The organism is Pseudoalteromonas sp. APC 3355, assembly GCF_030407615.1.
GTDB classification, from domain to species: domain Bacteria; phylum Pseudomonadota; class Gammaproteobacteria; order Enterobacterales; family Alteromonadaceae; genus Pseudoalteromonas; species Pseudoalteromonas distincta.
This window is the reverse complement of record NZ_JASDDB010000003.1, coordinates 94,518-119,763: the sequence shown is the minus strand read 5'-3', so window position 1 is coordinate 119,763 and position 25,246 is coordinate 94,518. Positions and strand designations below refer to the sequence as shown.

Annotated in this window: 23 protein-coding genes; 8 read left to right on the top strand and 15 right to left on the bottom strand. The window is 37.7% G+C overall.

From position 1 onward, the window contains the following. Nucleotides 1-111: 111 nt before the first annotated feature. Nucleotides 112-1,899: a PDZ domain-containing protein gene (locus QMA08_RS06995; protein ID WP_290174030.1), complete on the bottom strand. Its 1,788-nt coding sequence runs from the start codon at nucleotides 1,897-1,899 to the stop codon at nucleotides 112-114. A 204-nt stretch (nucleotides 1,900-2,103) separates the two neighbouring features. Here QMA08_RS06995 and QMA08_RS06990 point away from each other — a divergent pair, with 204 nt between their 5' ends. From QMA08_RS06990 to QMA08_RS06965, 6 genes are all read left to right on the top strand, one after another. Continuing rightward, entirely contained in the window at nucleotides 2,104-3,639 is a 1,536-nt protein-coding gene (locus tag QMA08_RS06990; protein WP_290174029.1) for a GGDEF domain-containing protein, read from the top strand. A 62-nt stretch (nucleotides 3,640-3,701) separates the two neighbouring features. After that, entirely contained in the window at nucleotides 3,702-5,045 is a 1,344-nt protein-coding gene (gene ppnN / locus QMA08_RS06985; protein WP_290174028.1) for a nucleotide 5'-monophosphate nucleosidase PpnN, read from the top strand. Between the two features lie 10 nt (nucleotides 5,046-5,055). Then, a complete protein-coding gene (gene xni / locus QMA08_RS06980; protein ID WP_024596930.1) occupies nucleotides 5,056-5,829 on the top strand; it encodes a flap endonuclease Xni in 774 nt (257 codons plus the stop codon). 69 nt (nucleotides 5,830-5,898) lie between these two features. Further along, nucleotides 5,899-6,282, top strand: coding sequence for a DUF3192 domain-containing protein (locus tag QMA08_RS06975; protein WP_024596929.1), 384 nt, complete (start codon nucleotides 5,899-5,901; stop codon nucleotides 6,280-6,282). 11 nt (nucleotides 6,283-6,293) lie between these two features. Then, entirely contained in the window at nucleotides 6,294-7,982 is a 1,689-nt protein-coding gene (locus QMA08_RS06970) for a hypothetical protein (protein WP_290174027.1), read from the top strand. Between the two features lie 204 nt (nucleotides 7,983-8,186). Further along, nucleotides 8,187-9,194, top strand: a complete 1,008-nt coding sequence (locus QMA08_RS06965; protein ID WP_002960311.1) for an isocitrate dehydrogenase — start codon at nucleotides 8,187-8,189, stop codon at nucleotides 9,192-9,194. Between the two features lie 70 nt (nucleotides 9,195-9,264). Here QMA08_RS06965 and QMA08_RS06960 read toward each other — a convergent pair whose 3' ends face one another. Beyond that, a complete protein-coding gene (locus QMA08_RS06960) occupies nucleotides 9,265-12,279 on the bottom strand; it encodes an immune inhibitor A domain-containing protein (protein WP_290174026.1) in 3,015 nt (1,004 codons plus the stop codon). Between the two features lie 489 nt (nucleotides 12,280-12,768). On the opposite strand from QMA08_RS06960, the gene QMA08_RS06955 reads away from it, so the two are divergent. Then, nucleotides 12,769-14,493, top strand: a complete 1,725-nt coding sequence (locus QMA08_RS06955; protein WP_193226929.1) for an acetolactate synthase 3 large subunit — start codon at nucleotides 12,769-12,771, stop codon at nucleotides 14,491-14,493. Continuing rightward, nucleotides 14,493-14,990 carry an acetolactate synthase small subunit gene (gene ilvN, locus QMA08_RS06950; RefSeq protein ID WP_002960314.1) on the top strand — a complete coding sequence of 166 codons (498 nt, stop codon included), beginning with the start codon at nucleotides 14,493-14,495 and terminating at the stop codon, nucleotides 14,988-14,990. Before QMA08_RS06955 ends, ilvN begins: the two co-directional genes overlap by 1 nt. Nucleotides 14,991-15,082: 92 nt before the next feature. On the opposite strand, the gene QMA08_RS06945 is transcribed toward ilvN, so the two are convergent. From QMA08_RS06945 to QMA08_RS06885, 13 genes are all read right to left on the bottom strand, one after another. Next, entirely contained in the window at nucleotides 15,083-15,358 is a 276-nt protein-coding gene (locus QMA08_RS06945) for an HU family DNA-binding protein (protein WP_002962474.1), read from the bottom strand. A gap of 210 nt (nucleotides 15,359-15,568) precedes the next feature. Further along, a complete protein-coding gene (locus QMA08_RS06940) occupies nucleotides 15,569-16,108 on the bottom strand; it encodes a DUF3833 domain-containing protein (protein WP_039487661.1) in 540 nt (179 codons plus the stop codon). Between the two features lies 1 nt (nucleotide 16,109). Beyond that, nucleotides 16,110-16,598, bottom strand: a complete 489-nt coding sequence (locus QMA08_RS06935; RefSeq protein WP_290174025.1) for a chalcone isomerase family protein — start codon at nucleotides 16,596-16,598, stop codon at nucleotides 16,110-16,112. Nucleotides 16,599-16,651: 53 nt separating this feature from the next. Next, entirely contained in the window at nucleotides 16,652-17,152 is a 501-nt protein-coding gene (locus QMA08_RS06930; RefSeq protein WP_290174024.1) for a DUF2878 domain-containing protein, read from the bottom strand. Next, complete coding sequence (locus QMA08_RS06925) at nucleotides 17,130-18,392, bottom strand: cyclopropane-fatty-acyl-phospholipid synthase family protein (RefSeq protein WP_002962469.1); 1,263 nt, start codon at nucleotides 18,390-18,392, stop codon at nucleotides 17,130-17,132. The genes QMA08_RS06930 and QMA08_RS06925 overlap by 23 nt, the downstream gene beginning before the upstream one ends. Before the next feature lie 37 nt (nucleotides 18,393-18,429). After that, nucleotides 18,430-19,167 carry a DUF1365 domain-containing protein gene (locus tag QMA08_RS06920; protein ID WP_290174023.1) on the bottom strand — a complete coding sequence of 246 codons (738 nt, stop codon included), beginning with the start codon at nucleotides 19,165-19,167 and terminating at the stop codon, nucleotides 18,430-18,432. Next, nucleotides 19,160-20,416: an FAD-dependent oxidoreductase gene (locus QMA08_RS06915; protein WP_002962467.1), complete on the bottom strand. Its 1,257-nt coding sequence runs from the start codon at nucleotides 20,414-20,416 to the stop codon at nucleotides 19,160-19,162. The genes QMA08_RS06920 and QMA08_RS06915 overlap by 8 nt, the downstream gene beginning before the upstream one ends. Next, nucleotides 20,413-21,123, bottom strand: a complete 711-nt coding sequence (locus QMA08_RS06910) for an SDR family NAD(P)-dependent oxidoreductase (protein WP_002962466.1) — start codon at nucleotides 21,121-21,123, stop codon at nucleotides 20,413-20,415. Before QMA08_RS06910 ends, QMA08_RS06915 begins: the two co-directional genes overlap by 4 nt. A gap of 2 nt (nucleotides 21,124-21,125) precedes the next feature. Next, nucleotides 21,126-21,554 carry a nuclear transport factor 2 family protein gene (locus QMA08_RS06905; RefSeq protein ID WP_002962464.1) on the bottom strand — a complete coding sequence of 143 codons (429 nt, stop codon included), beginning with the start codon at nucleotides 21,552-21,554 and terminating at the stop codon, nucleotides 21,126-21,128. A gap of 1 nt (nucleotide 21,555) precedes the next feature. Further along, nucleotides 21,556-22,950, bottom strand: coding sequence for a deoxyribodipyrimidine photo-lyase (phrB, locus tag QMA08_RS06900; protein WP_290174022.1), 1,395 nt, complete (start codon nucleotides 22,948-22,950; stop codon nucleotides 21,556-21,558). After that, nucleotides 22,950-23,903: a DUF523 and DUF1722 domain-containing protein gene (locus QMA08_RS06895; RefSeq protein WP_002962461.1), complete on the bottom strand. Its 954-nt coding sequence runs from the start codon at nucleotides 23,901-23,903 to the stop codon at nucleotides 22,950-22,952. The genes phrB and QMA08_RS06895 overlap by 1 nt, the downstream gene beginning before the upstream one ends. Nucleotides 23,904-23,911: 8 nt before the next feature. Next, entirely contained in the window at nucleotides 23,912-24,592 is a 681-nt protein-coding gene (locus QMA08_RS06890) for a ChrR family anti-sigma-E factor (RefSeq protein WP_002962459.1), read from the bottom strand. Next, the gene (locus QMA08_RS06885; RefSeq protein ID WP_002962457.1) at nucleotides 24,585-25,208 is read right to left on the bottom strand and encodes a sigma-70 family RNA polymerase sigma factor; all 624 of its coding nucleotides are present in this window, start codon (nucleotides 25,206-25,208) and stop codon (nucleotides 24,585-24,587) included. The genes QMA08_RS06890 and QMA08_RS06885 overlap by 8 nt, the downstream gene beginning before the upstream one ends. Nucleotides 25,209-25,246 lie beyond the last annotated feature (38 nt).

Sequence of the window (25,246 nt, the reverse complement as noted above, 5' to 3'; positions counted from 1 at the left end):
TTAATATTAAATTTCCATGTACATTATATACGCCATTATACAAAACAAAAAAAGAGCCGAAGCTCTTTTTTAATAATTGTTAACTGTATTTAAACGCTATAAAAACTGAATTTATTTTTTTGTCACATCATTTGGATGTTCCACGCCAATCCATGCTTTGAAAAGCGCTTTTTGCTGTGGCGTTGCCTCTTTATCAGCAACTACTTTTTTAGGCTTATCGAAATCTTCTGATAATACTAATGTTAAGCTTTCAAGAGCATCGCGACGAAGATAGTCAACGGTTACTTTGTCGCCTGCCTTAAACGTTTCTAGGCTGGTTTTTAAATCTTTACCTACGTGATGTTTGTTTATAGCGACAATTTTATCATCGGTAGTTAAACCCGCTTTCCACGCACTGCCACCACGGCGTACATAACTTAACGTCAGTAATTCACCTGTATTTTTGGCGGTAGCATCAATACTTGCAAGTGCTTTTGCTTTTTCAGGACGCTCAAACTTTAAACCTACTTTAGTAAGTAAATCGTCAAAGTTAATACTTGCAGGCGACTCTACATTTTCTTGCCACCAGCTTGAATAATCACGTCCTGTTAAATCTTTTAAGATATTAAGTACATCTGTATCTGTAAAACCAGCGGGCATTTTATGATTGTTATAAAGTGCTTTGTGCACGTCGCGATAGCTTATTTTACCTTGGCTTTTTTCAAGTAGGTCGATATCTAAAGCTAAAGAGAGTAACGAGCCCTCAGAATAAATATTGGTGCTGTAGTTACGTGCATGATCACCACCTTGATTAATCCATTTATCAAAGCTTGTTTCGCTTGCGCTTTGCACTTCACGGCCCGGTGTTTGCAAATGACGATTAATTGTTTTACTCATCACTTTAAAAAATTCATCTGTTGTTTGAATGCCTGAGCGCACTAATAAATGATCTTCAAAGTAACTTGTTGAACCTTCTGCAATCCACAGCAGTTTTGAATAGTTCATATTAGTGTAATCGTATGGCACTAAACCTTGAGGGCGATATGCTTTAACATTCCATGTATGAACAAACTCATGCGCAGCGGTGCTAATAAAACCTAAGTAATCTTCGCGGCTACCAAATCGGTCACGTGGTCGTTGAATAATTGTTGAGTTTAAATGCTCTGTTGCACCACCAGCTCCTGATGTTGCATGCACCATAAATACATAACGCTCATAGGGATAGCCATCCCAAATTACATTACCCGTGGCAACTAATTTTTTAAGATCGGTAAGCATTAGCTCTACATCGTAGTTACCATCGCCCCATATAACTAACTCGTATTCACGGCCATCTACTTCAAATGTGTGTAGTTGGTTAATACCCGTTTCGATTGGTGAATCAACAAGTACGTCGTAATCGGCTGCTTTAAATGAATTTTTGCCTTTTAAATTATTCATACCCGATACAGAACGCCACTTTTTAGGCACGTCTAAATTAACGGTTACAGGCTCTTGGCGAAATGATTCACTAAACATAAAAAAGCCTGACGCATCTATAAATGCATGGCTGTCGTCAATGTGGCGAGCACGTTTACCAAGCTCATTTGCATACACCTGGTAGTCAACATTTACTTCTGTAGGTTCATTAAGATGTACACGCCATGTACTGTGATCTATTTTTTCCCATTTTAGTTCTTTGCCATCTTCATCTTTGGCTTTGAAGTAGCGAATGCCATTTGCAAGATTTAACATTTCGTAGCGACCCGTGCGCCACGCAGGAAGTTTTATATCAAGGTGTGCTTGCGCTGTTTTTGGAAACTCAACACTTACATCACCTAAATGATGCTGTGGTTGCGAGATTTCTAAAGAATAATTTACATCGGCAAATACAGGTGCAGAACATGCAGCTAAAATTGAAAGGGCTAATAACTTTTTCATAGAGACTCTTAGTGGAAACTTAATTGCTTACAAGACTAACAAGCCCCTATTTAAAAGTGAATTAAATACGATAAATGACCCTATATACGAGTTTATAAGTAGTAGCTTATTAAAATTTCTAAGTTTTTTACTAGATAACTACACATAATAAAAATTTGTTGTAAACTGAAGATAATGAAATTAATTTGATGGCGGTATGCTTAGGTGTCACAAAGATCTAACGCAACAGATAAAAAGCTAAAACAAGCAATTGATGCGCGTATGGCTGTTGAGAGTGCTCGTAAACATCAAGTAGATGTTCTATGTGACTTTACAGCTAAACTATCGTTGAGCTGTAAAGGACTAGATATCGAGTTAGATAATCGCCTCGCCAAATTTAGAAGTGCGCTTAATAAAGGCATGAGTTTTGAAAACCTTGCTCCCCTTATTAGTGAAACTTTAGTCCTACTTAAAAACCAAGAATCGATTCAACAAGCTCAGCAACGTAATTTATTCAACAGTGTGCAAAGTGCCGGTAAACAATTACAAAAAACCAAAGGTTTACCTGACGATACTCGTAGAACTCTAAGAAATTTACTCGATCACGAGATTAATAACGTTCATTCAACTCATGGTTACATTCCGCTACTTGATCAACTTATTAGCTTTTATCATGAAGCGTTGCTTACCAAACAAGACCCTCAAGTTGATCAGCAGCGCCCTGTAAAACAGGCGCGTGCAAAAAAACTGCTTGAGCTCGCTAATGAACTTATACTTGAAGAAGAAGCTACGCTACAAATTAATAATATAAAAAATAATATTACAGAAAGTGACTCAATCGATTCATTACTCGATGTTGCAATTAGTATTATTGATGTAGTGGTAAAAAATATAAGTAAAGAGCGTAAATCCGCGCAAAGCTTTTTAGTTTCATTAAATCAAACCCTCGAAGATCTTCATAACTCTATCGTCTCAACTAGCAAGCACTCTGAGTCTATGGAAGTTGAGTTTGACTCACTTAATAAAAGCATTGAACTAAAAATAAAAAATCTTAATGAGCAAACGCAAAAAGCTACATCAATCTCATCTTTAAAAGAACTCGTAGATAACGAATTAAAATCAATAAGCGAAGATTTTATAGCAAAAGAAAAGTTAGAACGAAAAGACAGAGAAATGCTTAGCGCTAGTTTTAATGAAATAAATACTCGAATTGTTACTTTAGAAGATAAGTTAACAACGTATAAAAAACGCTTAAACGAACAGCGCTTTAAAAGCTTACTAGATGGACTTACAAAACTGCCTAACCGGGCTGCATTTGACGAACGTTACAATCACGAAATGCATTTGTTTAATGTGCAGCCATCAGATGTTACGCTTGCAGTTATTGATGTTGACCACTTTAAATCTATCAATGATAGATTTGGCCACACCGCAGGTGATATTACCTTACAAGTTATATCAAAAGCGTTGCAAAAATCAGTAAGAAAGTCTGATTTTATAGCGCGTTATGGCGGTGAAGAATTTGTGCTATTAATGCCAGGTGTGTCGCTAGAAAACGCAACTTTACCCCTGGATAAAGTAAGAAAGGTAATTAAAAATATACCTTTTAAATTTAGAGAAAAACAAATTGAGATCACTATTTCGGTAGGTGCAACTCAATTTAAAAAAGGCGATACCCTATTAAAGGCATTTGATAGAGCTGATGATGCACTTTACGAAGCCAAAAATTCAGGGCGAGATAGACTTTGTACCAGTAAATAATGTCATAGCTATTATAACTTTTATGACAAGTAGTTTTACGATTTAGTAGTAGGAGCACGTCTATGTTAATACAGTTAAACCCAACTGGGGTTTTAGATTTACTGTCGCAATTAGAAGTTGATTTATTAGAGCAATCGTCTGCTAGTGAGCGTTATAAATTATTTAGAAACTGCGTACTTGCAGTCCTCAATGTAGGTAGCCATACCGACGACAGTAACGATATATACGACAAATACAAAGATTTTGATATTCGTTTAGTAAGCCGCGAACGAGGTATTAAAATTGAGCTTGAAAACCCACCCGAAACCGCATTTGTTGATGGCGAAATAATTACCGGTATTCACGAACATATATTTTCTGTTATTCGTGATATTTTATTTATTTGTCAAAAATACGAAAAAGATTTAAAAGAGCAAAAAGCCATAACCCATATGGTGTTCGATATGCTCAGAAATGCAGGTGCGCTGCGTGTTAAAAGCGAGCCTAACATGGTTGTTTGCTGGGGCGGACATTCAATAAACGAGGTTGAATATAAGTACACAAAACAAGTAGGTTACGAACTTGGTTTACGTGGATTAAATATTTGTACCGGTTGTGGTCCTGGTGCCATGAAAGGCCCAATGAAAGGCGCAACTATTGGCCACGCAAAGCAACGTAACACCGATAATCGCTACTTAGGTTTAACAGAGCCAAGCATTATTGCTGCCGAGCCACCAAATCCTATTGTAAACGAACTCGTTATTTTACCTGATATTGAAAAACGCCTTGAAGCTTTTATTAGAACAGCTCACGCAATTATCATTTTTCCTGGTGGCGCAGGTACTGCTGAAGAGTTGTTATATTTATTAGGCATATTGTTGCACCCAGATAATACTAAACAATGTTTACCTGTTATTTTAACTGGCCCCAAACAAAGCGAGGCGTACTTTAAAGAGCTATGCGAGTTCGTTGAAATGACCCTTGGTAAGGAAGCCTTGGATAAGTTTGAAGTTATTATTGATAATCCTGAATTAGTCGGTCAAAAACTAAAGTCATCGATGGCTAATGTTCGTGATTACCGTAAAAGTGAAGGTGATGCCTACTACTTTAACTGGACATTAAAAATAGATAACGACTTTCAACAACCTTTTGCACCAACACATGAAAATATGGCAAGTCTAGATTTACACCTTGATCAGCCTAAACAGCTACTCGCGGCTAATTTGCGTAGAGCTTTCTCTGGTATTGTTGCTGGTAATGTAAAAGACGAAGGCGTTAGAGCCATTAAACAAAACGGTCCATACATTTTAAGTGGCGAACCTGCCCTTATGACAAATATGGATAAATTATTACAGGCATTTGTTCTTCAAGGTCGCATGAAGCTCCCTGGTAGTAAATATATTCCATGTTACAAAATAAAAGCATGAGTTTTATAGTTTGAAACCCCATTTACTTCTTATTGATGCGCTTAATTTAATTAGGCGCATTTACGCCGTTGACGCGAATCAAAAACATCATAGCGACGAGCAAATGATACAAACGTGCTGTGCACGTGTAGCCCACGCCTGTAAAAAGCTTTTAGATACGAGTAATGCAACCCATGCCATTGCTGTGTTCGATGGTGACAAAAGCTGGCGTTATCATTTTTATAAAGACTACAAACACTCACGCGCGCCAATGCCCCAAGTATTAAAAGATGCTCTATTGCATTTTAAAGCCGCAATTGAAGAAACCGGTATTGTAGTATTTGAGCCTATTAACGATGAAGCTGATGATATTATTGCAACGCTTGCCTTTAAAGCATCAAATAATCAAATAACGAGCACTGTTGTTTCTACTGATAAAGGCTTTTTACCTTATATTGGCCCTTATATTACAGTTTACGATTACTTTAAAAAGCTATATTTAGATGAGACAAGTATAAAAGAGCGTTTTGGTGTTGAGCAAAATAAACTCGTTGATTTTTGGGCATTAGCGGGCGATAAAACAAATGATATTCCGGGAGTTAAAGGAATAGGTACTAAGTCTGCGCAGCAAATAGTTAATAACTATAATTCAATTGAACAAGCAGCCGAAGATGAGTCTCTAAGCCCGAGTATTAAAGCAAAGTTAGCCGCTAATATGGATATGTACGTAATTTCAAAGCACTTGGTTAGTTTACGCACCGATATAAATTTAGGTTTTAGTTTAAAGCAGTTAAGACTTAATTAGTCGCAAGTTAATAGCCTCTAAACATTACAAAACGTATACTGATATTAGTTACCGGAGTCAGAGTAAGCCATATTGAAAAAATTTATCCGATATTTAATTTTAGGTTTAGGGCTATATGCACTGATAGCTGCATTGGTGATTACCTTTTATAAAGACGATCCTCAAGCTATGATTTGGCAAGACCGAGAGGCTTTCAATAAACGTTACATCGAAAAACTATCACTTGAGCAGCCAACAACACTAAATAGTGTTCTTGATTACTTAGGCAGCCCCGATCTTACTTATGCCAAACGAGATGGTGAACAAGTATTTCAGATAGTTTTTTATCGTACACAACATAAAACATCTGACGGTATTACCACTATGGATGAATGTACTGGCCTATTATTTAAAAATGGGCAGCTGTTTTTATGGGGCCCGAGTGCATACAATAAATACCAAGAACAAAATTAGGTGAAGGTTTAATGGATGAAGCTGTTTCAACTACCTTAGAGCAGCTGCTTAATAATACGCAGCTGTTTTTAAGCTATTATAACAATAAACAAAAATGGACAGCTCTATATCCAATGGCAAGTAAGCTAGCTGAGCAATATAGAGTGCTCTACAGCAAACAGCCATTCGCATTACAATCCCGATTGACGCTTTATAACCCAAGTTATTCTTATGCAACAAATTTAGTTGTTAGTCAGAGCGTCATAACTGCTGCCCTGTGTAAATCTCAAAATTATAATAGTGCCTTAAGTGAGCTATACATAGCCGCTACTCTCATTGAGCATTTATGTGTTGGAGCGCAATTAAACAAGCTTTGCGAGCAAACACCTTTTCAAAATTCTGATAAAAAAATTTGGAAAATGCGTCATCAGTTAGCAGCAAAAGTAATGTTAGCTAGTGGTGATTCAGCCAAACCTGTTACGCAGTTACTAGCTAAATTAAATAAGTATAAACAAGCATTGGTAAGTGCTCCTAAAATAATGCTTTACGATGGAGGCATAACGCTGATTGCTCTAGCAAATATTATTAGCATGAACATTACGAGCAACACGGCTAATAAACATATTAGCTTATATAAAGCACTTACCGATTTGTACATTCGCACACCTAACTTGTTCGCACTGCAATTAATTAAATCACTAATAGCGCATTTAGGGCCATTATTACCGGGAAGCCGCGTTTTATACGCTGAGCAAACCATGATTTATTTAGCAACTGATGCACAACAACGGCATGTTTTGATTAGTACAGCAAATCCAAATAAATTAACCTGGTACAGAGTAAAAGCAACGCTTAACGATAATCCAAAACAATGGCATTGCACTGATAAAACCATTAGCTTCAAAGTATTTAACAGTGAACATGTAAAACCACAAAGTGAGCTTGAGGTTGATAAGGCACAATCTTTACTTGAGCTAATAAGTAATATTAAGTTACAGCACGAATACAGCTATAAAGGATTAAGCCTGCTGATGGTCCCTCACCCTCTCGTAATTGCTAATTTATGCGAGGCTGTAAAACCATATAATAAAGAACATCAGCCCGCAAAAGACTTAAAACATAGTTTATCGATGGTCGGTTATTATAATGCACCTGCAATAATTCAACGGGTTGTTTTTGAACAATTAGTTAATGTTACCCCACATCCATTGCAAGCCTACGTGACTAACAGATTAAATGGATTAGTAAAAATAATGGCTTTATTGGTTAGTAAAAATGATCACGACCAGTTTGAGCACATCACTTTACCTTTATACGCTTACGCCCATTTTTTATTAACGCAATGCAGTACACAGCTTTCTCGTAAAACGCTGATTGACGACACACCAAATAAAACATTGAGTGCCCCTATCTGCTCCTATTTTGGGGTAAATTCAATTAACACTGAACAACTAACACAACAGCTTACTCATTTATTGAGTGATAACCCATGGACTGCAGCACTCTTAGAGGCAGAGCAAACACCTAAAAAGCACTTAACTGAGGCCCATAAACTTTGGATTACACTGAAGATTGTTGCTCAAAATGTGTTTAAACCAGAACTTTCGCTAACTCCGTGGCAGCAGCAAACGTTAAATGAACAGCTAAAAATACTCAAGTGGCATAACAAAGCTGATTTTTATCAACAATTAGAATCTCTCGAGTTGTTTAATAGTATTTAGTTTATTAGAAGCTATTTTATGTCTTTATACCCATTATAACTTTCGTGTATACCCAGTATTTTTTGTATAAACTAGCAAAATGGGTGATAAGTTGGTATAAATGCGCCCTTAAATTTTCAAGCACGTTCACATAAATGTTCTAACAAGCGGTTACTCTCAGAGTAATAATTTATGTGCAAATCAAACTCTTTAAAGGAAAAGTCAATGGCCAAACAAACCATCACAGTGATCAAAGGCGACGGCATCGGTCCGAGCATTATCGACTCAGCACTTGAAATATTAAAAGCCGCAGGTTGCGACTTTGATTATGAATTTGTTGATGCTGGCCTAGCTGCACTTGAAAAAACAGGTGAGTTATTACCGCAAGAAACAGTTGATACAATTGCTAAAAATAAAATCACTCTTAAAGGCCCATTAACTACGCCTGTAGGTGAAGGTTTTACATCTATTAACGTAACACTTCGTAAGCAATTTGGTTTATACGCTAACGTACGTCCAGTTAAATCATTTGTTGGTACTAAAGCGCGTTACGACGATATTGATATCATTACTATTCGTGAAAACACGCAAGGCATGTACTCAGGTGCTGGCCAAGTAGTAAGTGAAGACGGTAATGAAGCACAAGCAAAATCGATCATTACGCGTGAAGGCGCAGAAAAAATCGTAACTTTTGCATACGAGCTAGCGGTACGCGAAGGTCGTAAAAAAGTAACTGCAGTTCATAAAGCTAACATTTTAAAATCAACATCTGGTTTGTTTTTAAAAGTAGCACGTGAAGTAGCTGAGCGTTACCCACAAATTGAATCAAATGAAATGATTGTTGATGCAACATGTATGAAGCTGGTAATGACACCTGAAGAGTTTGACGTAATTGTTACGACTAACTTATTTGGTGATATTTTATCTGACCTTTGTGCTGGTTTAGTTGGCGGTTTAGGTATGGCACCTGGTGCTAACATTGGTGAAGACGCAGCAATTTTTGAAGCTGTACACGGTAGTGCACCAGATATTGCTGGCAAAAACCTTGCTAACCCAACATCTGTAATTTTAGCGTCTATTCAAATGCTTGAGCATTTAAATATGGGCGATACTGCAGAGCGTATTCGTAGTGCTGTTGCTGATGTAATTAAATCAGGCGACCGTACAACTCGCGATTTAGGTGGCAGCCACGGTACAACTGATTTCACTCAATCAGTAATTGACCGTTTATAATTAATATTTGTTATTAATTTAAATAGCCCGCTAATTTAGCGGGCTTTTTTGTGTTTGCTAACTGCGTTTACTACCTAATGTATTTATGCAGGTTAGTATTAAACCTAATTAAGCCCAAAAGTAGTAATCCTAATAAACCCGCCAGTGATCCGCCACTTGAACCCGAACTACTTTGTTGCTTTTGTACAGTAGCAGATAACTCTTGAGTAAAAGTATCATTGGTTTGAGTATCAGTAACATTCAACGTTACGTTATAAGTCCCGTCAGCTTGATAAGTATGCCTTGGGTTTTGTAAATTTGATAACGCACTGCCATCACCAAAATCCCAACTATAAGTGTAACTATTAAAGCCGCCGGTTACTTGGGCATTAAATTGTGCGCTTAAATCACTAACTGTAGCGTTTGCGTTTATGTTAAGCGGAACATTAGCAGTTACATCAATCGCTTTTGATTGCTCAGTGCCTTCGTTATCTGTCACTGTAAGCGTTACTTGGTAATCACCAGAGTACAAATAATTATAAGTAAGCGATTGAGTCGCTAAAGTACTTCCATCCCCTAGCTGCCAATTATAAGTATACGGAGCTACTCCACCTGTAAGCGATGCCTCAGCTGTTAAAGTTCCTTGGTTTATCTCATATTCAATTTCATTTACAGTTAATGGTTCAACTAATGTAACTTGTGCTACAGCTACTTGCTGTGAAGTGCCATTATCTGCCATAAACTCAACGTTATAAGTGCCATAGTCTTGGTATTCATGAGTACGCGTTAACTCTGTGCTGGAGCTCCCGTCGTCAAAACTCCACGTAAATTTGTCCGCAGGAGTAAGTGCAAAACCTTCTACATTAAAATTAACGGTTAAACCGTTTTTAGTAAAATTAACTCCCTTAGTAACATCGTAAGTAAGCTCTACTTCTATATCTTCACTGTCTGCTGACTGGCTTATAATACTAAACCCAAAACCAACCTGTGGAAGCACAACACCCGATGGTTTTTGCGCTGCAAAGCTATAATCGGTTTTATCAGTAAACCCGGTGATAGCTGATAAATCATCATCACCTAACCCTGCCCTTTGTTGATATAGGCTAAAAGCAGCATCACGTATTTGAATTGCTGAAGCAGCCGGAGTTTGCGTACTGCCTTTATTTATCGAGCGCTGATCAGCATCTACCACTAATGCAAAACCACTGCCTGGATGCTCAGTAGTATTATTATCTGCTCGAGATTCATTGCTGTACCACAATAATAACCCCGGTGAGTACTGCTCTGCTTGCAAACTACTGTCAACGCCTGTGTATGAACGCAATTGTAAATAGTAATGTGATGGCGATGCATATGTGTAACTACCTACTTTTTCAAAGCCATTAAACTCAGTGTTAACTTGATCTTGTGCATTATTTTGCCAAATTAAAGTATCACTTTGCTCAATGCGCATATCATCAACAACAAAACCATAATAATGTGTGTTCGCATCTGTTATGTATTCAATTTTTAAATCAATTGTTTGCCCAGCATAAGCTGATAAATCAAACTTATGGGTCAAATAGCCGTTAGGTTGCTTAGCATCACTATTAAGAAATGAATCACCTGAGATATACGGACCAATATCACCGTAGTATGGATTAAGCGCTTGCGTATAATTACTCGCGATTGGCTCGCCATTTACTTTTACTTGAACTAAATCGTAATCACGCTCAATACTGTAATAAGCAATAAAGCTTAAAGTAAGTGTCTCAGTTGTGCTTGGTAGCGCTATTGTATTAGCTAAGCTGTTGCTAATATTGTCGCCCGTATTTGAATAGTATTGAAAATCACCTTCTACTGGAGCCCTAAATTTTTCGAGCCTTGGTGGTAGTGTTATTTTTATTTGATTTTGCTGTTGTGAAGTACTCGCAGTATTAATTAATGTTTGCTGTGAATTAGCCTCTATCTCATCCATATCAAGCGTAAGCTGGTTAACCCAGTTACCCTGGTACCGCTTTTGTAAATATTCAAGCGCATAAGGGCTAAACATAACTGGCTCTGAGCCTCTTGGCGAACCAGCCCAACTTCCTGTCGACATAACTGACCAAGACGCGACAGGCTCACCTACCGTGTTAGATTGTAAGTCGTATTCATCTAATAATCCTAAATCATGCCCAAACTCATGCACAACCACACCAATCCCGGCATCAATAGGGTTAATGGTATAACCAAATAGCTTAATATTGCTGCCTGCAATCTCGCTCGGCCCGCTATTTTCATCAAATACATAGTAGCGGTGCGACCAAATAGCATCGGTACTTAGGTAACCGCCACCCGCTTCTTCGCCAATACTTGAATGAAAAATCATTACATGGTCAATAATGCCATTAGGTTCATTAAGGATACCGTCGCCATCAATATCATCTAAATCAGTTAAATCGTAATCGGCTAAATTAATATTAAACTTTGCAACCGCCTTCTCCACTGCCTCTTTAATTAAAGCGGGCGCATTTATATCCCGTATACTGCCTTGGCGCTCACCATATATTTTTGCATTGCTATCAGCGGTTACCCAGCCATATACCTGTCCGTTAAAGTTTAAGCTGTTCCCCGAAGCCACTTTATAATAATCAGCAGCCGTTTTTAAGCTTTGTCCATCAGGGCCTGTATAACCTTGAGTATTAAAAAGCATTTGCTGATAGTGCTCAGTTGAATAATCAGCGTAAAACATGTCGGTGTCTTGCTCTACAAGCTGATTGTCGTCATGTTTTAGATCAGGAAAATCAATTAAGATAGCCAACACTTTTACATCATTAACGCTTTGATCTGGCACTAGCGACGTTGAAAAAGCAACCTGCTGTTTATTTGTGTTTGAAAAAACGTTGGAAGAGGATTTAAATTGCCTAAAGCCATTTTTAATTGAGTGATTGGCAACGTCTTTGTTACTCATATATGACTTAAATGAACTATCTAACTCACTTGAAGATATTTGGTCTCTTTTTTTAAGCCAATATAAAATACGCTCTTCGTTAGTTATACCAACATCATGCGGACTTAAGTTATTAGCCGCCACCATAGGGCTTAATAGCGTAGTTAAAAGCGCAATTAACGTCACTTTTTTCACTGTGTTTTCCTCAAACATAATTATGTAGCAATCATACCTAATAATAGAAATTTAAACATGCGATAAAAACATATAGTTAACATATGCAATTAAAGCTAATGGTCTCTCACACTCTTTTATACCTAAAATCGAACTCACAACCTAAAATGCATAATTTCTGCCAGTAAACTCAATTAAACATAGTTTTTCTGCAGGTTTAAATTAAAAAAAGCCACAAAACGAATTTAAAATGCAAAAAACAGCTTTCAAGGTTGACATGAAGGCTTAAAACCCTTAAAAATAAACTTATACAAAATCTTTAATTTAAAAGCAGTGTTTTGCTAAGTAGAGTAAAAACTATGAACACACACATTAATCTTTTAGTCGTACTCGTACTGGTCTTAGTTATAAGCCCAGCGGGGATGTATTAAAAGGTGATACTGCTTTTTAAAAACCCTCGCACTACGCGGGGGTTTTTTTATGCATAAAAAAGCGCACAGAGGAATGAGGATGAGCAAACAAGAATATAATGGTTCTGAACTAGTAGTTCAGGCATTAAAAGAGTTAAAGGTAAAATACATATTTGGCTATCCCGGTGGTTCGGTTTTAGACTTATATGATGCACTTTTTCAGCAAGATGACATTGAACATATATTAGTACGTCACGAACAAGCTGCAACACATATGGCTGACGGCTATGCCCGCGCTACTGGAGACGTTGGTGTTGTACTTGCAACCTCAGGCCCTGGCGCTACAAACTGTATTACAGGTATTGCAACGGCCTACATGGATTCAATTCCTATGGTTGTGTTATCAGGCCAAGTGCCTACAAATTTGATTGGCGACGACGCATTCCAAGAAACCGATATTGTGGGCTGTTCTCGCCCTGTAGTTAAACACAGTTTTAACTGTAGAAGTGCTAAAGACATCCCTACAATCTTAGCTAAAGCTTTTTATATTGCTAGCACTGGTCGCCCAGGTCCTGTCGTTGTTGAGCTTCCAAAAGATATGCTTAACCCTGCTATTAAGTTTGAATACGAATTTCCTAAAACCACCGAACTGAGAACGTACAGCCCTAATACTAAAGGGCACTCAAAACAAATTCGCAAAGCCGTAACAGCTATTTTAGAGGCCAAAAAACTGGTTATCTACTCTGGTGGTGGTATTGTTATTTCAAATACATCAGAGCAATTAACGCATTTAGTTGAATCATTAAATGCCCCCATTACAAATACACTAATGGGATTGGGTGGTATTTCAGGTGTGCATCCAAACTTTGTAGGTATGTTAGGCATGCACGGCACGCTTGAGGCAAACAAAGCAATGGCTAACGCCGATGTGATTTTAGCGCTTGGTGCCCGATTTGATGATCGTGTAACTAATAATGTTCAAAAGTTTTGCCCTAATGCCACAATTGTTCATGTGGATGTTGACCCAACTTCAATTTCTAAAACAATTAAAGCACACATACCAGTTGTAGGTTGTTTAGCAACCGTACTTGAACAACTACAAGCGGGTATTGATAAAAGCCCAATAAAAATAGACCGCAGCGCGCAAGAAGATTGGTGGCGACAAATTATCAGCTGGCGCGAACAAAAGTGCTTAAGCTACAACACTGATGGCGACAAAATTAAGCCACAAGCGGTGATAGAAGCGGTTTATAAAGCCACTAATGGCGATGCTTACGTAAGTTCAGACGTTGGTCAGCATCAAATGTTTGCAGCGCAATATTATCCATTTAAGCATCCTCGTCAATGGATCAACTCAGGCGGCCTAGGCACCATGGGCTTTGGTTTACCTGCTGCAATGGGCGTAAAGCTAGCCTTTCCTGATAAAGAGTCTGTGTGCATTACGGGTGATGGCTCTATTCAAATGAACATTCAAGAACTATCAACCTGTTTACAGTACAACCTAGCGGTAAAAGTTGTATCACTAAATAACCGCTCTTTAGGTATGGTACGCCAATGGCAAGACATGGTTTACGGTGGACGTCATTCATCATCTTACATGGATTCACTACCTGATTTTGTTAAGTTAGTTGAAAGCTACGGCCATGTAGGCATACAAGTAAACACACTAGATGAGTTACAACCTGCTATCGATAAAGCAATGTCAATTAGCGACCGATTAGTCTTTTTAGATATAAACGTTGATGAAAAAGAACATGTATACCCAATGCAAATTAAGTTAGGCGGCATTGATGAGATGTGGTTACGTAAAGGAGTAAAAGCATAATGCGTCGTATTTTATCTATTTTATTAGAAAACGAACCAGGTGCCCTATCACGTATTGTTGGGCTTTTTTCACAACGTGCATATAACATCGACAGCCTAACTGTGGGCACAACAGACGATCAATCATTGTCGCGTATTACCATTACCACTATGGGTGATGACAGAGTTGTAGAGCAAATTACAAAGCAGGTTAACAAACTAGTCGACGTGCTTAAAATTATCGATTTAACAGAAATGAGTCACATTGAACGTGAGCTATTGCTTGTTAAGGTATTTGCTCAAGACGAGACGACTCGTGCAGCGGTTACGCGAGTAGTTGATGTGTTCCAAGGTGCTATTTTAGATATGGGCCGACAAAGCTACAGTCTACAATTAGTGAGCAGTACAGACAAAATAGAGTCGTTTTTAGACACACTTCGTCATGAAACCGATATTATTGAAGTTGTACGTTCTGGCGCTGTTGGCATTGGTCGAGGCGATAAAGCCTTAAAAGCGTAAATTTATAATATAAAGGCATCAACTGATGTCTTTATTAAACATAAAAAAAAAGAGCTAAATAGCTCTTTTTTTAATTTAATTCGTTAAACCTATTAAGGGTTTACTTGGTCTTTAAGACCTTTACCTGCTTTAAAGCTTGGGATAGTTGCCGCTGCGATTTGGATCTCAGCACCCGTTTGTGGGTTACGGCCAGTGCGAGCTGCACGTTCTTTTACTGAGAAAGTACCAAAACCAACTAATGCTACTGAATCACCTTCTTTTAAAGAAGAAGTTACAGCACCTGTAAACGCGTCAAGAGCACGAGTAGCAGCGGCTTTAGAGATTTCTGCATCAGTAGCAATTTTTTCAACTAATTGAGCTTTATTCATTGTTAGATTCCTATTCGTTATTATTTTGCCTTCGCAAAACCTATCTTTATGCATTTTTAAAGAGTTAGCAACAGCAAATTGCATTTTTTGCTTAAATTCTTAAAAAATGAGTAAAATTTAAATAATTCTCTGTAAAATACAGCGTGTTGGGTTAACAAAGACTTAATTTGAGTACAATTTTGGCGCAAGTTAAGCAACTGGGTAAATAAGCTATATTTTTTCGATCACTAAGGTCACTTCCCCGACCTCGACTCCAAACTTAACAATAGATGTGCGGTTTATCAAGCGCGATTGTGTAACCAGGTACATCCAATCATCAAAATTCACTTTTAAAGTACTGCCATCGTATGGAAGCTCTACATCGTAATTCCAATGAAATACGCTGCCATCACTTCTACCTTTTGCTGTACCTATAACATCATCTGCCACACCCGTTAAACTATTGTCTTCATTTAACGTTATTTTCCAAATACGCTTTTGAGTTTCGCCATCGTCATAAACAAAGTCTTCTTCAATAACGCCCTGGTTACCTTCCCAGCTCGCATTCATATCTACGACAAGCTTGCGGGTCAATTCACCCTTAAAGTCTTGTACAACACCGTAGGCTTTCAAATTTCCACTAAAAAATGTTTTAAAGTCAAAGTTTGGCGATGTATTTTTATAATGCTCTACATTTGGTGCCGAACAGCTTATCAGCAACAAAGCAGATAAGCTTACAAGAGCTGTTTTAAACGCGTTAAATACATTCATATTAATTCCCTAATAGTTGCTTTCGTAGTTTCGGCTCAGACGTTTTTTCATCCAGCCAAATGGCTAAAAAATCACTCGAAAATTGAGGTTCATTTATTTCGCCAATTTTTTCATCATTATGATAAAAAGTACTCATACCCTGCTCATTTGTGACTAACGTTAGCGAATCACCTTGTCTAATATCAGGCCAAATAGACAATAATTTACTGTCGTATTTGTCTGCTAGCTCTTTTTTTCCAATATGCTCCCACTGCTCATTTGTTGCTTTTACGATTTCTTTAGCTTCAAAGTCACGTAAATAGGTAAGTTTAAATTTAATAGGATGCGTTCCTGCGCTGTAATTACCTGAAGGGGTAAATAAAACCGCGTCATATACATCCCAAAATAAATACTCCATTCGTGCTTCGCCTACTTTATTAAATTGTGTGTCAGCTAAAACAATTAAAGTTGTAAGCAAATAAAAAGTAACTGCCTTTAGTAAAAATTTCAAAATAAGCTCCCTCGAGTCAATGGGTAATGTTACGAAATGGGAATTGTGGGCGATCAGCGATTGATGAATAACTTGATTTTTTGGTTTATAAAAAGAATAACAGTAAACACTGTAGACCAAAGCGCACCGTAAACGAGCCAAAACTGCCATAAAGGTAAGCCTAAGCTTATTACTTCAAAGCGCGCCCCAGCCCAATAACTTGCTGGAGCAAAAGCCATGCATACTAAAAAGGCCTGCCAAAGCTTTAATTTACTCAAAAAAACCATAGAAGTATTTAAAGAAAGTAATAACGCAGCCCATAAAAAGACGAGCCATAGAGGGAAGGGATAAACTTTAAATTCTAACAAGCCTGACTTTACTGCTATGAAATCTAACAATAGTGCTAAAGGTAGGGCTTTAATTAGAAGTAAGGTGTCTTGTTTTTTTTGTTTTGACAACCAAAACATTAAAACAATAATCAATCCGCTAAAAAGTAGCGAATCAGCTTCAAGCAGCAATGATAAAAACCACACTGCTTGAAATAAAACAAAATTAGTAACCGAGCGCAATATCATCGTTATCGCTAACAAAACGTGGTTTACGCGCCATTAAATGCACCGTACTTGTTGCTCTAGCTCTAAACGCGCCTTCGCAGTAAGCAAAATAAAACAACCATAAACGATAAAAACGTTCATCAAATTTTGAGCGGTCCAAATCAGGCCAGCTTTTTATAAAACGGCTTCGCCAGTCTGCTAATGTTCTTGCGTAGTGAGCACCAATATCATTAACAGTATGAATTACCATGTCGGTATTATTTTTAATCTGCTCACTCATCTCATTAAGTGATGGCAAACACCCGCCTGGAAAAATATACTGCTGGATAAAGTCAGAGTTTTTTAAGTAGTGCTTATAACGCTGATCGCCAATAGTTATAGCTTGTATGAGCATTGCACCGTCGTCTTTTAACAATTCACCACATTGGGTAAAAAAGCTAGGTAAGTACTCATGGCCCACCGCTTCTATCATTTCGATAGAAACAAGCTTGTCGTATTTTCCTTTCAATTGTCTGTAATCAAGCTTAAGTAATGTAATTTTACTTTCAAGACCAAGCTCTGAAATTTTATTAGCGACATAATCATGTTGCTCATCAGATATGGTTGTTGTTGTTACATGGCAATCGTAATGTGTGGCTGCATATATAGCAAAAGCCCCCCACCCTGTACCAATTTCAATTACTGAATCATTTTTTTGAAGCTCAACTTGCTCACAAATGCGTTTAAGCTTGTATTGTTGAGCCTCTTCAAGTGTGGCTTCTTTTGTAGGATATACAGCACTTGAATAAAGCATTTCTTTACTCAAAAATGATTCGTACAAATCATTGCCTAAGTCGTAATGAGCAACGATGTTTTTCTTAGAGCCCGATTCAGAGTTTTTATTTTTTATGTGATTAAACCGGTGTGCAATATTACTAAAAAATGCGAATTTCTTCTCAAACTCATCAAGTTGCTTCTCATTTATAGCAAATATCTCAATGAAAGAGGTTAAGTTGTCACAAGACCAATGCCCCAAAATATACGCTTCACCAGCGCCAACGCTCCCAGATAATGCAAATGCCTTATACATAGCTTTATCGTTTACTATAATCGTTGCTTTTAGCACTGAAGATGGGTCACCAAAAACTGTACGCTCGTTTGCATCTACTAAAACAACTTGGCCTGTTTCAATTGACGAAAAGGCTTTAGTCACTAATTTTTTATATATATTAGTTAACCAGTTTGTGCTTTGTTCGCAATTTAAGCTCGACACTTTATCCATTGAAATACCTATTAATTGTCCTGACTATCTATTTGCTTTATGGCTTGCCTGAGTGACCTAAAAAAGGAACTCGTTTTATAAACAACTTTAACGCTTGATAATAAATACCTTTGAAAATAGACCATGTCATGGCCGGAAAACGTTTAAATAACTTATTAACTTCTTCTTTAGTAAGCTCTTTACGTTTTAAGCGAAGTGTAGCATCAAATAATAGCTCTTCATTTCGCTTATTTTCAATGTGTATCAATGTTTTATCAAGCGATTGCTTAACATGCCAATGATAGTTCATATCTAGATTCATAAAAGGTGATACGGAAAAAACCTTTTTAAAGTTCACTTTTTTTTCTAAAGGTACTAAATAATAATGACGTTCGTTCCATGGTGTATTACTTACTTCAGCAATCATGTATTTAAAACGGGTGTCGTTATGACCAAAAAAGTAAAAATTAACAGGACTAAAATACACACCAAAACAACGAAGTTGCCCAAGCATGTAAATATGAGAAAAGGTTTCAGTAAGACCTAAATTGGCAAGTTGTTCGTGTGCACGCTCAATAAGAGGACGTTTAGCAAGCTGTGAGGTGCCTGTAAGATAATCAGCTTCATTAAACTTTAACGCCTTAAAGCCTGACGTACCTATGTGTTTATGCACACCATTTAGTTGTTGAGGATTATTTAAATCTACCCACATCATATATAAAGGGTAACTAAAGCGATGTTCTTTAACAGCAAAACGGCGATGTTTAACATCGCCTAAATACACTGCACTAGTCAAATTCGACCCCAAGTTGCTTGGCTACATCTACACCACTGTGTACGCCATCTTCATGAAAACCATTGTACCAATAAGCACCGCAAAAATAACTATTGTTGTGCCCATCAATACTGTGTTTAAGTTTTTGAGCTGCAATAGACTCTTGGTTAAATACAGGGTGGTGATAAGTAAACTCGCGCAAAATTTTACTTTGGCTTATTCCTTCAAGATGGTTAAGCGTTACACAAAACTGTGTATCTGATTGTATACCTTGCAAAATATTCATTTGGTAAGTAACAACAGCGGCTTTATCCGTGTTGTTGTTAAGTAAGTAGTTCCAGCTTGCCCATGCCGCTTTTCTATCTGGTAAAAGGTTTGTATCGGTGTGCAGCACCACTGAGTTCTCAGTGTAAGCTATTGCACCCAATACTGACTTTTCTTGCTCAGTAGCATCACCCAGTAGTGCAAGCGCCTGATCTGAATGACAAGCAAATATTACTTTATCAAATTTACTTTGCTCGCCATTGGCAAACTCTATTGTTACTTCATCATTTTGCCGCGTAACTGATTTAATATTTGTATTGAGGTTAATTTTGTCTGCAAAACCTCTGATCAGCGGCTTAATGTACTGACGAGAGCCTCCTGGTACTACATACCACTGTGGTCTATTGGTTACATCTAAAAGCCCATGATTAAAGAAAAACTTAACAAAAAACTCAACGCCTACGTTTTCCATTTCTTTAATACTGGTAGACCAAATAGCCGCGCCCATAGGAAGAATATAATGGTATTTAAAAAAGTCATTAAACTGGTTATCGTTAAGCAATTGCCCTAATGACTGATCAGACTGGTAATCACCTTTTTCATGCATTGCTTTGCACAGTTTGTTAAACCTAACAATGTCGTACAATAATCGCCAAAACTTAGGTCTAAAAATATTACGACGCTGTGCAAATAAGCTTGTAAACGTATGTCCATTGTATTCAAAACCAGTGGCTTCGTTATGCACACTAAAGCTCATCTGGGTTGTTTGTTTATCAATACCAATGCGCGAAAGTAACTTTTCAAAATATGGGTAAGTTCGGTCATTAAATACAATAAAGCCAGTGTCTATTGCGTATTTGATGCCACACACATCAACATCAACCGTTGCTGTGTGTCCACCTATGTAATCATTTTTTTCAAATACGGTTACATCGTAATGTTTGTGAAGCAAATGGCCACATGTTAAACCAGATACACCAGTTCCTATTATTGCTATTTTTTTCAACGGGCTAATCCTTTTGCGATTTTAAGCCAAATCGGCAGTGGTAAAATGCGTAAAGCTTTTAATATAAGTGTAAAACGATAAGGGAAATGAACGTCTTTGCGGCGTTTTTGAATACCCTTAATCATGTAGTCAGCTGCTTTTTCAGCAGTAACGGCCATAGGCATCGGGAAATCATTTTTATTAGTAAGTGGCGTTTTTACAAACCCAGGGTGAACTAAAGTCACATCAACATCATTTAAATCAACCGCTAAGCTTTTTGCCAAGTAACTTACACCCGCTTTTGATGCGCCATAAGCTTCTGAACGAGGTAGCGCAAGGTAAGTAACACTTGAGCTGACCAAAACAAGTTGGCCGCCTGGATTTATTTTAGGAAGTAATGCCTCAAGGCAATACCCCATAGAAAGTAAGTTAACGTTTATTACACGCTCAAACAACGCGCTATCAAAGTTGCGCGCATCATCTATATATTCACAATTACCAGCGTTTAAAATAACACGGTCAAAATGAGGAAAGCCAATAGTAGACTCTTTTATATCTTGCAGGTTAGTTGCATCAAATTTACATGCTTGGATATTGTCGTATTTAGCAAGCTCGGCGAGCTTATCACTATTACGGCCGCAAGCTATAACAGTGTCTCCTAGCTGTGCATATTTAATTGCTAGCTGCTCGCCAATACCTGATGTAGCACCCGTTATAAGTGTGATCATAATTAACCTGCCCTTTTATCAATTAGCTTTATAACGCTACCAAGTAAAGGAATGTGTTTGTATAACAACTCGCCCACATTAAAGTAGTCTCTGTGCTTAATAATTTTGCCATCTTTAAAAATAAGCTTGCTATGACCGTCTACCGAGATAGTTTTACCTGATGAGAGCTTTGGATGTGCATAATGCATAGTCCAATAAATAAAAGCATTGTTACCGCTATTAAACGAATCACTAATATCAAACTGGCAATGCTTAACATTGCTGTATAAGTTAGCAAAGTACCTGCGCAATTCTACAATGCCGTTAATTTCATGCATCGGGTCTATAAACTGTATGTTGTCACAGTAAATATCACTCAATAAATCAAGATTAGTACTATCAAGCTGTTGGTATATTTCAACAAATTTATCTACTGGTAACTGGTTATCCATATCACACCTTAAATGCAGCAAGTGCACGTTCTCGTGCCGCTTTATGATCAACTATTGCTGGCCAGTAACATTCCTTATCTTTGCCTGTTGCGGCTAAATAAGTGTGTGGAAAATGAATGTGTTTATCTGGCACGTTTTCAAGCTCTGGCAAATACTTACGGATAAACTTGCCCGTTGGATCAAAGCGCTCGCTTTGTCTGATAGGATTAAAAACTCTAAAATAAGGCTGAGCATCACAGCCCGTACTTGCAGCCCACTGCCAACCACCATTATTTGAGGCTAAATCGCCATCAATTAAGTGCTGCATAAAAAAGCGTTCACCTTCACGCCAGTCTATTAATAAATGCTTAGTTAAAAAGCTTGCAACAACCATTCGTAAACGATTATGCATCCAACCGGTTTGCTTAAGTTGTAGCATTGCTGCATCCACTAATGGGTAACCTGTACGCCCTTCGCACCATGCTTTAAAATCGCTTTCGCTTTTACGCCACACTACAGCATTATACTTTTCGTTAAAGTTATCGCCGCGCGAAAGGTTCGGAAATTCAGCAATTAAATGCCTGTAAAATTCGCGCCAAACAAGCTCGTTAATCCACGTAAACGTTTTACTTTTTGATGTAGTTAAAATATCAGGATAACGCTGCTGAATATTAATAAGCAATTGCTTTGTGCTTACAATACCTAGGGCTAAATACGGGCTTAAACCCGATGTGCCTTTTACACTGGGAATATCACGCTGGTCGTCGTAACTTGTAAGTTTGTCGCATATAAAATTATCAACTACGGTAGAGAGTGTTTCGTCGTCAACCGGCCACTTATCTGAGCACCCATCACTTTTTAGTAAATCACTCTCGTCAAACTCAATAGGGTCAGAAGTTAAAGGCCATTGTGGCAAACTAAAGTGTGTATCTTGATACTGCTTTAACCATGCACGTTTAAAAGGAGTAAACACTTTATACATTTCATTACTTTGATTTTTGACCGTTCCAACAGGTGCAATTAAATCACCTTCGTACAAAGTAAAAGTAATAGAAAGCTCATCGCATTCATGCAAGATTGCTTTATCGCGGTTTACTTCATTAAGCTCATATTCTGTATTAGCAATTACGTGTTTTACATCGTTTGCTTTACAAAAGTTAATAAGCTCGCGCGTACAATCACAAAAGCTAGGCGCTTCAATAATATGTAAAGTAATACCGTAATCAGCAAGTTGTGATTGAAGATAAGTAACTCGGCGCTTGAGTAAGTCAATCTGAATAGGCGCAGCTTGGTGTTGTTGCCACTGCTTTTCAGACACAAAAAAAATGGCGTGTTTAGCGCCATTATTTAGCGCTTGAATTAACGCTTCATTAGAAAAAAGGCGCAAATCGCGCCTAAACCAAAATAATGTATCCATTAAATACCAAATCGTAGTTTTAAATCGTGAGGGTATGGGTTAAAAAACACTTGTTTTTCAAGGTACTCATTCGGATGAACTTTCAAATGGTGTTTTAACAAGGTAAGTGGTACATACAATGGCACCAATCCTTCGCGGTATTCATCTATCGCATCACGAAGTTCTTGTTTTTCAACCTTCGATAAATCATTTTTAAAGTAGCCTTGTAAATGCATTAGGGTGTTGCAATTATTTCTGCGAGAAGCAGGCTTTTTCAGACCTGTCATCAAACCTAAAATATATTCATCCGCAACTGCATTTATGTCGTCACCTACGAACGTTCCAAGCAGATTACCCAAATCTCGATAAGCTTGGTAATTGTGAGCCATCAACAAGTACTTATACTGAGAATGAAATTGAGTAAGCTTATGAACCGTTAGTGGTTCTTGTACTAACTTTTGCCAATTTTTAAATACGTAAATTCTCATTACAAAGTTTTCACGTAAATGCATGTCATTTAAGCGACCGTTTTCTTCACATGGCAATAATGGGTTGTGCTTCATTATTTGCTCAGCAAAAAAACCAATGCCTTCAGAGGTATTACCCGTGCCTGCTTCGTTGTATATTTTAATGCGCTCCATGCCGCAGCTTGGACTTTTTGCGCAAAATACAAACCCGCTCAACTCTTTAGCTTGTTCTGTTGCAACTTTTTTACCATACTCGGTAAGTTGTTGACCTACATCTCCAGTACCATCTGGGCGGCATACTTTAATAGTATCTCCCACTTTAACCTGGCGAATAGTTGGTCGAGGTATTGGTAAACCTACCGCTACCTCCGGACAAAACCGTGTATATTCAACGTGTTTACCTAACTCATCCATACAGAAGTTTGACTTTTTATGACCGGTGTCAAATCTAACTTTTTCGCCTGCTAAGCAGGCGCTTATACCTATTTTTATTATATCTGTGTGCATAAATTCTCTTAGTAAATCAAATTACCTATTGGATTTAGTAACTTGCTGAAGCCCTTATTAAAATGTAGCGCACTACTGACAACTGTAAAGCACAAACAACCATCTTTTGTTAAAGGAGTATGTTGGTGGCTACCATCTTGCCATATAAAGTCACCTGGTACATATTTTCCTTCTTCATCACTAAACTCACCATCTAGGAGTAAAGTAACTTCAAAGCCGGTGTGCGTGTGTTCTGGTATTTCACCACCAGCATCAATATGTAACAAGCTAGAGCGTAATGGGCCATCATCAAGTGCAATACGCGATCTCGCAAGCTTACCCACTTGGGTAAATTTACTGTGAGAAATACGCGTTAGCGCACGTGGAAGCTGATAGTTATGCTCATTAACTTTAATAGAAACAGGCTCTACTTCATAAACTTCGTCGATAGAATCATCAGACGTGATCATATCAAGCACATTCAATTCAAATTCTTCAAGTAACTCAGGTTGCTCAGCTTGAGGTTTCTCATATTGCGCTGGCTCTTCGCTAAATAATGCGTTTGCATTGCTTGCCTCAATTTTAGCTACTTTAGCTTGGCACACAGGGCACATATCTACATGTATAGAAACGGCTAAACTCAATGATGTAGCAAGTGATGCATCGCAATACTGTGTCAGTAAAGTTTCACTCGGGTGATGTTTAATCATGCTGATCTCCCATTTCATTACGTAATTTTTGCAAGGCCAAACGTAATCGTGATTTTACCGTGCCTACTGGAATATTAAGTTGATGTGCAAGTTGCTCTTGCGACATGTCTTGAAAATAAACGCCCCTTACCACTTCGCGTTGAGCAATAGGTAATTTATCTAAATAACGTTTAATTTGTTTATCTTCTAAATGATCACTGTATTCGTGATGTGTATCTTGTGATTCGTTTAATAACGGCCAAATATCTTCGCTTATGTTTTCTTCTTTATTACTTTTCATTTTACGAAGCATATCGAATGAAGCGTTACGCATAACGGTATAAACCCACGTAGTAGCCGCACCTTTATCACTGTGATACAAATGTGCTTTACGCCAAACAGATGTTAACGTCTCTTGCACAAGCTCCATTGCTTGAGCTTCAACACCAAATTGCTTAATTCCAAAGCGTTTAATTTTTGGCGCAAAGTATTCAAATAAATAGGAAAATGCTTTTTTATCGCGTGACTGTGCAACATCTATAAGCGCTTGCATGAGTTCTTTACTCGGCGTTTCTGGCATGGCAGTGTACTTACCTGTATTAGGTTCACAACGTGGTGATTGTTGTTGACTTACCATAATAATTTATCCCGTTATTGCTTTTGTATTAAGTAATA